Origin of the sequence: Pseudoalteromonas sp. Z1A8, assembly GCF_011378855.1 — a bacterium.
GTDB lineage: Bacteria > Pseudomonadota > Gammaproteobacteria > Enterobacterales > Alteromonadaceae > Pseudoalteromonas.
Genome location: NZ_WTLB01000091.1, coordinates 1 through 7180 on the forward strand (window position 1 = coordinate 1; position 7180 = coordinate 7180).

At 39.3% G+C, this 7180-nt stretch carries 5 protein-coding genes and 8 tRNA genes; 12 read left to right on the forward strand and 1 reads right to left on the reverse strand.

Translation table 11 applies throughout. From position 1 onward, the window contains the following. Positions 1–119 precede the first annotated feature (119 nt). Complete coding sequence (gene cysK / locus GQR55_RS19330; protein WP_166421887.1) at positions 120–1088, reverse strand: cysteine synthase A; 969 nt, start codon at positions 1086–1088, stop codon at positions 120–122. A gap of 364 nt (positions 1089–1452) precedes the next feature. On the opposite strand from cysK, the gene GQR55_RS19335 reads away from it, so the two are divergent. The 12 genes from GQR55_RS19335 (at position 1453) to GQR55_RS19390 (ending at position 6911) form a co-directional block, all read left to right on the forward strand. Further along, positions 1453–2604 carry a dicarboxylate/amino acid:cation symporter gene (locus GQR55_RS19335; protein ID WP_166421888.1) on the forward strand — a complete coding sequence of 384 codons (1152 nt, stop codon included), beginning with the start codon at positions 1453–1455 and terminating at the stop codon, positions 2602–2604. Between the two features lie 108 nt (positions 2605–2712). Beyond that, positions 2713–3363, forward strand: a complete 651-nt coding sequence (gene uvrY, locus GQR55_RS19340) for a UvrY/SirA/GacA family response regulator transcription factor (protein WP_149594787.1) — start codon at positions 2713–2715, stop codon at positions 3361–3363. Between the two features lie 10 nt (positions 3364–3373). Beyond that, positions 3374–5197 (forward strand): excinuclease ABC subunit UvrC, encoded by a 1824-nt coding sequence (gene uvrC / locus GQR55_RS19345; RefSeq protein ID WP_166421889.1) that lies wholly within the window; start codon positions 3374–3376, stop codon positions 5195–5197. Between the two features lie 42 nt (positions 5198–5239). After that, complete coding sequence (pgsA, locus tag GQR55_RS19350) at positions 5240–5785, forward strand: CDP-diacylglycerol--glycerol-3-phosphate 3-phosphatidyltransferase (RefSeq protein WP_166421890.1); 546 nt, start codon at positions 5240–5242, stop codon at positions 5783–5785. Between the two features lie 212 nt (positions 5786–5997). Next, positions 5998–6073 (forward strand) — tRNA-Gly (locus GQR55_RS19355). Between the two features lie 31 nt (positions 6074–6104). Further along, positions 6105–6178, forward strand: a tRNA-Cys gene (locus GQR55_RS19360). 37 nt (positions 6179–6215) lie between these two features. Next, positions 6216–6302: transfer RNA gene (locus GQR55_RS19365), tRNA-Leu, on the forward strand. A 64-nt stretch (positions 6303–6366) separates the two neighbouring features. Beyond that, positions 6367–6442: transfer RNA gene (locus GQR55_RS19370), tRNA-Gly, on the forward strand. A gap of 39 nt (positions 6443–6481) precedes the next feature. Further along, positions 6482–6568 (forward strand) — tRNA-Leu (locus tag GQR55_RS19375). 49 nt (positions 6569–6617) lie between these two features. Beyond that, positions 6618–6693, forward strand: a tRNA-Gly gene (locus GQR55_RS19380). A 19-nt stretch (positions 6694–6712) separates the two neighbouring features. Next, positions 6713–6786 (forward strand) — tRNA-Cys (locus tag GQR55_RS19385). A gap of 38 nt (positions 6787–6824) precedes the next feature. After that, positions 6825–6911 (forward strand) — tRNA-Leu (locus tag GQR55_RS19390). Positions 6912–7180 lie beyond the last annotated feature (269 nt).

The window sequence follows — 7180 nt, forward strand, 5'->3', positions numbered from 1 at the left end:
GAATTCTACAAAAGAATTCGGATTCTTACATACCTAGAAGATCGTTCAAGTGCTATTAACTATTTCTTAAATGATCGGCATTATGCCTAAAGCATCCTTTTAAAACGTAATAAAATTAATTATTGCACTAGTTCTTGCTCACTAAACTCTTCATCAAACATTGGGCTTGATAAGTAACGCTCAGTGGCACTAGGTAGGATAACAACAATGTTTTTATCAGCATTTTCAGGCTTTTCAGCAATTCGCTTAGCGGCAACAACCGCTGCACCAGATGAAATACCGACTAAAATACCTTCTTTTTTCATTAACTGATGCGACATTGCAATTGCATCTTCATTAGATACAAGCTCTGCTGCATCAATCAAATCCATATCTAGGTTACCAGGAATGAAGCCTGCACCAATACCTTGAATTTTATGAGGACCTGGTTTAATTTCTTCACCGGCAAGCGTTTGGCTAATAACGGGAGAGTTAGTTGGCTCTACAGCGATAGACTTAACGTTTAAACCTTTTTCTGTTTTAAGGTAACGACTAACACCTGTAATAGTACCACCAGTGCCAACACCCGCCACAAAAAAGTCTACTTTGCCGTCAAGCGCATCGTAAATTTCTGGGCCTGTTGTTTCAAAGTGAATTTTAGGGTTTGCAGGATTTTCAAATTGTTGTAATAAAATATACTTATCAGGTGCGGTTGCTTGAATTTCTTTTGCTTTTTCAATTGCACCATTCATACCTTTAGCACCGTCGGTAAGTACTAGGTTTGCACCTAGTGCTTTTAATAGCTTGCGACGTTCTAGGCTCATAGTGTTAGGCATAGTAAGTGTTAACTTGTAACCACGTGCAGCTGCAACAAAAGCAAGTGCAATACCGGTGTTACCTGATGTTGGCTCAATAAGTTCTTTACCTTCAACAAGCTGACCTGATTTTTCAGCTTCCCAAATCATTGATGCACCAATACGGCATTTGATACTAAAGCTTGGATTACGAGATTCAACTTTAGCGTATACATTCCCACCCGTAACACGGTTAAGTTTTACTAGCGGCGTATTACCAATAGTTAGTGAGTTATCTTCAAAAATAGTAGACATAATGTTCCTTTGGATACAATCTGATCAACGTGCTAATAGCCTTTGCTACTAACTATATACACACACTTTACTGTGAGTTTAAAAAAACTAAAGTAAAGTTTGGCTATAACATATATCTATTGGGCTTATAACCTGGTGAAATAAAAATCAATTATTTACGGTGCTTTAGTTATTAAAGGTGCGGGCTAAATTCAAAATTTAAAGAGTAAGAATTCAGCTAAATTAAAAAATATGCAAAAGAGAGGTTAAATTGAACCGCATTTGTGTGTTATTTGTGCATATGAATGTAACTTGAATAGTTTTATCACACAATGTGCCTAAAACATGATAAAAACACGTATCTAAATTCAATTAAGCAATCAAAATGAAGTTAATCTTAAAATTAATTGCCGGTATTGTGGCCGGTATTTTGGTCGGACTCTACGTACCTATCACTGGTGTTGAACTTTTATTCACAGTAAAAGAGCTAATTGGTCAAATTATCTCCTTTACCATTCCTCTTATTATTTTATTTTTTATTGCATCGGGTATTGCTGGCCTTCCAAAAGGGTCTGGGCATTTACTTGGTAAAACAGTTGGCTTTGCTTACAGCTCTACCATTATTGCCGGTACGCTTGCATTTTTATTAGTGAGTGCCGTAATTCCATTTTTAAGCGGTGGTATTACGTTTGAAGCTGAAGTAGCAACCGAGATTGGTAGTTTTATTGATTTAGAAATCCCGCCACTTATGGGCGTTATGACTGCACTTGTTACTGCTTTTGTATTTGGCATAGGCATGAGCCAGCTAGAGCTTGATACGCTTAAAAAGGTGTCTGATCAGGGTCGTGATGTAGTTGATGGTTTACTTTCGAAAGTAATTATTCCAGCTTTACCATTTTACATTGCTGGCGTATTTGCCGAAATGACGGTAGCGGGCACTGTGGTTGATACATTGCAAACATTTGGTGTAGTTTTAATTGCAGCGCTTGTTATGCATTGGTTATGGCTAAGCGTTTTATATATAGCGACAGGTATATTACTAAAGCGTAATCCAATCGAATTAGTTAAAAATATGCTACCAGCGTACTTTACCGCTTTGGGCACAATGTCTAGCGCTGCAACAATTCCAGTATCGCTACAATCAAGTAAGTCGAATGGCGTAAAAGAGGACGTAGCTAACTTTACTGTACCACTTTGCGCGACTATTCATTTATCGGGCTCTACAATTACAATTGTAACCTGTGCTATGGCTGTTATGTTTTTATCGCCGAGCATGGTAGTGCCTTCATTAGTAGGTATGTTGCCGTTTATTATGATGTTAGGTGTAGTAATGATTGCAGCACCTGGTGCGCCAGGTGGCGCGGTTATGTCGGCACTTGGGCTATTAACAAGCATGCTTGGGTTTAACGAAGGCGCGGTTGCATTAATGATTGCACTTTATTTAGCACAAGATAGCTTTGGTACTGCGTGTAATGTAACAGGTGATGGTATCATTGCATTATGGGTTGACCGATTTAGCGAAAAATCGTCATCTTAAACTATTAGAGCGGGGCAATAATATTAGTTATTGTTTCGCTTTATGTATGTTACTGTGGCAAATTAATTTAATTAAATTGCATGTTGTTAGGTAAGTGAGGATGTTCCATTGATTAATGTACTTTTAGTTGATGACCATGAACTTGTACGAACAGGTATCAAGCGTATTCTTGATGACGTACGAGGGTTTAAAGTAGTAGGTGAAGCTAAAGATGGCGAGCAGGCGGTACAATTTTGTCGTCAGCACTCACCTAACATAGTACTTATGGATATGAACATGCCAGGAATGGGTGGATTAGAGGCGACTAAAAAGATTTGTCGTTACTGCCCAGATGTAAAAATTATTGTGCTTACCGTTAATTGCGAAGACCCGTTTCCAAGCAAAGTAATGCAAATTGGTGCACACGGCTTTTTAACTAAAGGTGCGGGCTCTGATGAAATGGTACGCGCTATTCGCTGCGTTCATGCGGGGCAGCGTTATATTGCACCAGAAATTGCACAACAAATAGCACTTGCGCAAGTGACAGGCCGTACAGACGAAAATCCTTTTCAGAGTTTATCTGAGCGAGAGCTGCAAATTATGCTCATGATCACCAAAGGTGAGAAAGCACAAGATATAGCAGAGCGTTTAAATCTAAGTTCTAAAACAGTAAATAGCTATCGCTACCGTATGTTTGAAAAGTTAAATGTAGGTGGTGATGTTGAGCTTACCCATTTAGCTATTCGTCATAAAATGATTGATATAGATATTTCGTACTAACCTATAATTTATGTCTGAATTTGATCACGTACATTTTCTTAAAACGCTATCAAGCGAGCCCGGTGTATACCGCATGCTTGATAGTGACAGCCAAGTTATTTATGTTGGTAAAGCCAAGCACTTAAAAAAACGTGTAAGTAGTTACTTTAGAAGTAATATTACCGATAGCAAAACACGCGTATTAGTAAATAATATTTGTGATATTGAAGTCACGCTTACCAATACCGAAACCGAAGCACTGCTGCTTGAAAATAACCTAATAAAAAAATACCAGCCTCGCTATAACATATTATTGCGCGACGATAAGTCGTATCCTTATATTTTACTGACTAATCATAAGCATCCTCGTTTAGCGTTTCATCGTGGAAGTCGTAAAATTAAAGGTGAGTACTTTGGGCCTTTCCCAAGTGCTGGTGCGGTATCTGAAAGCTTGCGCCTAATGCAAAAAATCTTTCCTGTTCGCCAATGTGAAGATGCTTATTACCGTGCTAGAAGTCGTCCGTGCCTACAATATCAGCTTAAGCGTTGCTCAGCTCCGTGCGTTAATAAAGTAACGGATGATGATTACAGTGAGCAGGTTGATTATGTTCGTAAGTTTTTAACGGGTAAATCTCACGAAGTTATTGCTGATTTAATAAAAAAAATGGAAGCAGCTAGCCAGCAATTAAACTTTGAACTGGCGGCAAAAGTTCGCGATCAAATAATGCTACTTCGTAAAATGCAGGAGCAACAGTCTATTTCGGGTAACTTTGCAGAAATGGATGTAGTCGGTTTTGCGCATTTAAACGGGTTAAACGGCATTCATTTATTAATGATCCGCGATCATAAAGTACTGGGTAGTAAAACCTATTTTCCAAAAGTCCCTAAAGACTCGAGTGAACAAGAAATACTGACTTCATTTTTAGGGCAGTATTATTTAGCGCCGGGTGCTACAGGGCGAATTGCAAAAGAAATTATACTACCGTTTGAAATAGAAGAGAGTGAAGCATTAGGTGAGGCACTTACACAAGTAAGTGAACGCAAAGTAACATTTAAAGTAGTTACTCGTGGTGAACGCGCTCAATACTTACAATTAGCGAATAAAAATGCTTTAAACAGTATTGCCGTTAAGCAAAGTACTCAAGACTCTATTAATAAACGTTATGCACAGTTAAAAGCAACACTGCGACTTGACGATATAACCCGAATGGAGTGTTTTGATATAAGCCACACCATGGGGGAGAACACCGTCGCAAGTTGTGTTGTATTTGATTCACAAGGACCAAATACAAAAGAGTACAGGCGTTACAATGTAACGGGCATAACCGGTGGTGATGATTATGCTGCCATGGAATTTGCACTCAACAAACGCTACAACAAGTTAGTAGACGAAGACAAAATCCCTGATGTTATCTTTATTGATGGTGGTAAAGGGCAACTAGGGCGCGCTGAGCAGTACTTTTCTAATTGGCCGCATACAAAGATGCCTTTATTAGTGGGTGTTGCAAAAGGGACTAGCCGCAAACCTGGTCTTGAAACCCTGTTAATTGATGGTGGTCGAAAAACAATACCAATGGATTCCGATGCACCAGCACTTCATTTGATTCAACATATACGAGATGAGTCTCATCGTTTTGCTATAGCAGGACACCGTAACAAACGCCAAAAACAACGTACACAATCACTATTAGAAGAAATAAATGGAGTAGGTTCTACACGTCGCCAAACATTATTAAAATATTTAGGGGGCATGCAGGGAGTAAAAGCTGCTAATATAGAACAGTTAAAGAAAGTTCCTGGGATCAGCCCTGACATGGCTGAGAAGATATTTAACCATTTGCATGACAAGGGCTAGCCCTTCATGCGAATATAGCAAAAAAGACATATCCAAGTAGTTATGTGGAATATTCCAAACACACTTACAACATTTAGAATTTTTCTTATCCCCGTTTTTTTGGTGATATTTTATTTGCCTTATAGCTGGGCTTTTTTTGCTGCCGCCTTTATTTTTTGGCTTGCATCGATCACCGATATATTAGACGGTTATTTAGCAAGAAAGCTTGAGCAATCAACCCCCTTTGGTGCTTTTTTAGATCCTGTTGCTGATAAAGTAATGGTATGTGCTGCGCTTGTTGCACTAGCTGATCAGTACCAATCAATGTATATGACAATACCCGCACTTATTATTATAAGTCGTGAAATTATTATATCTGCACTTCGTGAATGGATGGCAGAGCAGGGTAAGCGTGGTAATGTTGCTGTATCAAACATGGGTAAAATAAAGACGGCTGCACAAATGTTAGCCATTATCGGTTTGATTTGGCAATACGATACCTGGATGAACTATTTAAGTTTTGCATTATTGTATATTGCGACCTTTTTAACCTTGAGTTCTATGATGCAATACTTACGTGCAGCATGGGGTGAATTGACTAAAAATTAACTCTAAATGTATAATAACGCACCGTTTTAGATAAAAAACAAGCAAACAGTTCAAAACTAGCATTTTTTGTATTGACGCGTTTAATAATCTCTGTAGAATGCGTCCGTGTTGAGAGGGCATAGCCCCCGAGATAAACGAAACGGTAATTAATCAGTTACCTGAATGTTCACATAAATCATCATGTGCTTATTCAATTAATTGATAAATAAAATGCGGTACTAGCTCAGTTGGTAGAGCGCGACCTTGCCAAGGTCGAGGTCACGAGTTCGAGCCTCGTGTACCGCTCCAAGTTTATCTCAAGGTTAATACCCCGTACTGGGGCGGAATGGCAGAGTGGCCATGCACCGGATTGCAAATCCGTTTACCTCGGTTCGACTCCGGGTTCCGCCTCCATTTCAACACTCCACACGCTTTAATTAGCAAACTCGATGCCCGAGTGGTGGAATTGGTAGACACAAGGGATTTAAAATCCCTCGACTAACAAGTCGTGCCGGTTCAAGTCCGGCCTCGGGCACCACTTTGTGGTTTAATTGCATTACCAAGTGTAATTTATAAAATGATTAATTTAGAATTAATATGATGCGGTACTAGCTCAGTTGGTAGAGCGCGACCTTGCCAAGGTCGAGGTCACGAGTTCGAGCCTCGTGTACCGCTCCATATTAGTTTTATCCACTTGCTTTTAATAGCAAACTCGATGCCCGAGTGGTGGAATTGGTAGACACAAGGGATTTAAAATCCCTCGACTAACAAGTCGTGCCGGTTCAAGTCCGGCCTCGGGCACCACTTTAAGTTATTTTACCAAGATAATTTAAAGTTGATAAAACAGTATTTTGCGGTACTAGCTCAGTTGGTAGAGCGCGACCTTGCCAAGGTCGAGGTCACGAGTTCGAGCCTCGTGTACCGCTCCAAATTATTTGGACACATTTAGGCGGAATGGCAGAGTGGCCATGCACCGGATTGCAAATCCGTTTACCTCGGTTCGACTCCGGGTTCCGCCTCCATATAATTTACTCCACACGCTTTAATTAGCAAACTCGATGCCCGAGTGGTGGAATTGGTAGACACAAGGGATTTAAAATCCCTCGACTAACAAGTCGTGCCGGTTCAAGTCCGGCCTCGGGCACCATCTTTATATTAAGCACTCTGCTTATAAAATACCTTCTAATAAATATCTTCATTCTGAAACTCTAAATTTTTATCATCTAAATCTTCAAATACTAATTTTATTATTTATATCCAATATTATACCAATTCCATTAATTTTGTGATCTAAATTTTACGCCGAAAAAATAATTCAGTTCTAGGCGTAAATTGATGTAAATGGTTGTTCCCTTTGCGAAATTTACAACAAAGAAATGGGTTGTTTTAGCAAGTAAAATAGATCAGCTATTTATT

Excerpts from the sequence above, each read along its gene's own strand:
- pgsA (WP_166421890.1), top strand. The coding sequence starts at position 5,240 with ATGTGGAATATTCCAAACACACTTACAACATTTAGAATTTTTCTTATC.
- GQR55_RS19335 (WP_166421888.1), top strand. The coding sequence starts at position 1,453 with ATGAAGTTAATCTTAAAATTAATTGCCGGTATTGTGGCCGGTATTTTG.
- cysK (WP_166421887.1), bottom strand. The coding sequence starts at position 1,088 with ATGTCTACTATTTTTGAAGATAACTCACTAACTATTGGTAATACGCCG.
- uvrC (WP_166421889.1), top strand. The coding sequence starts at position 3,374 with ATGTCTGAATTTGATCACGTACATTTTCTTAAAACGCTATCAAGCGAG.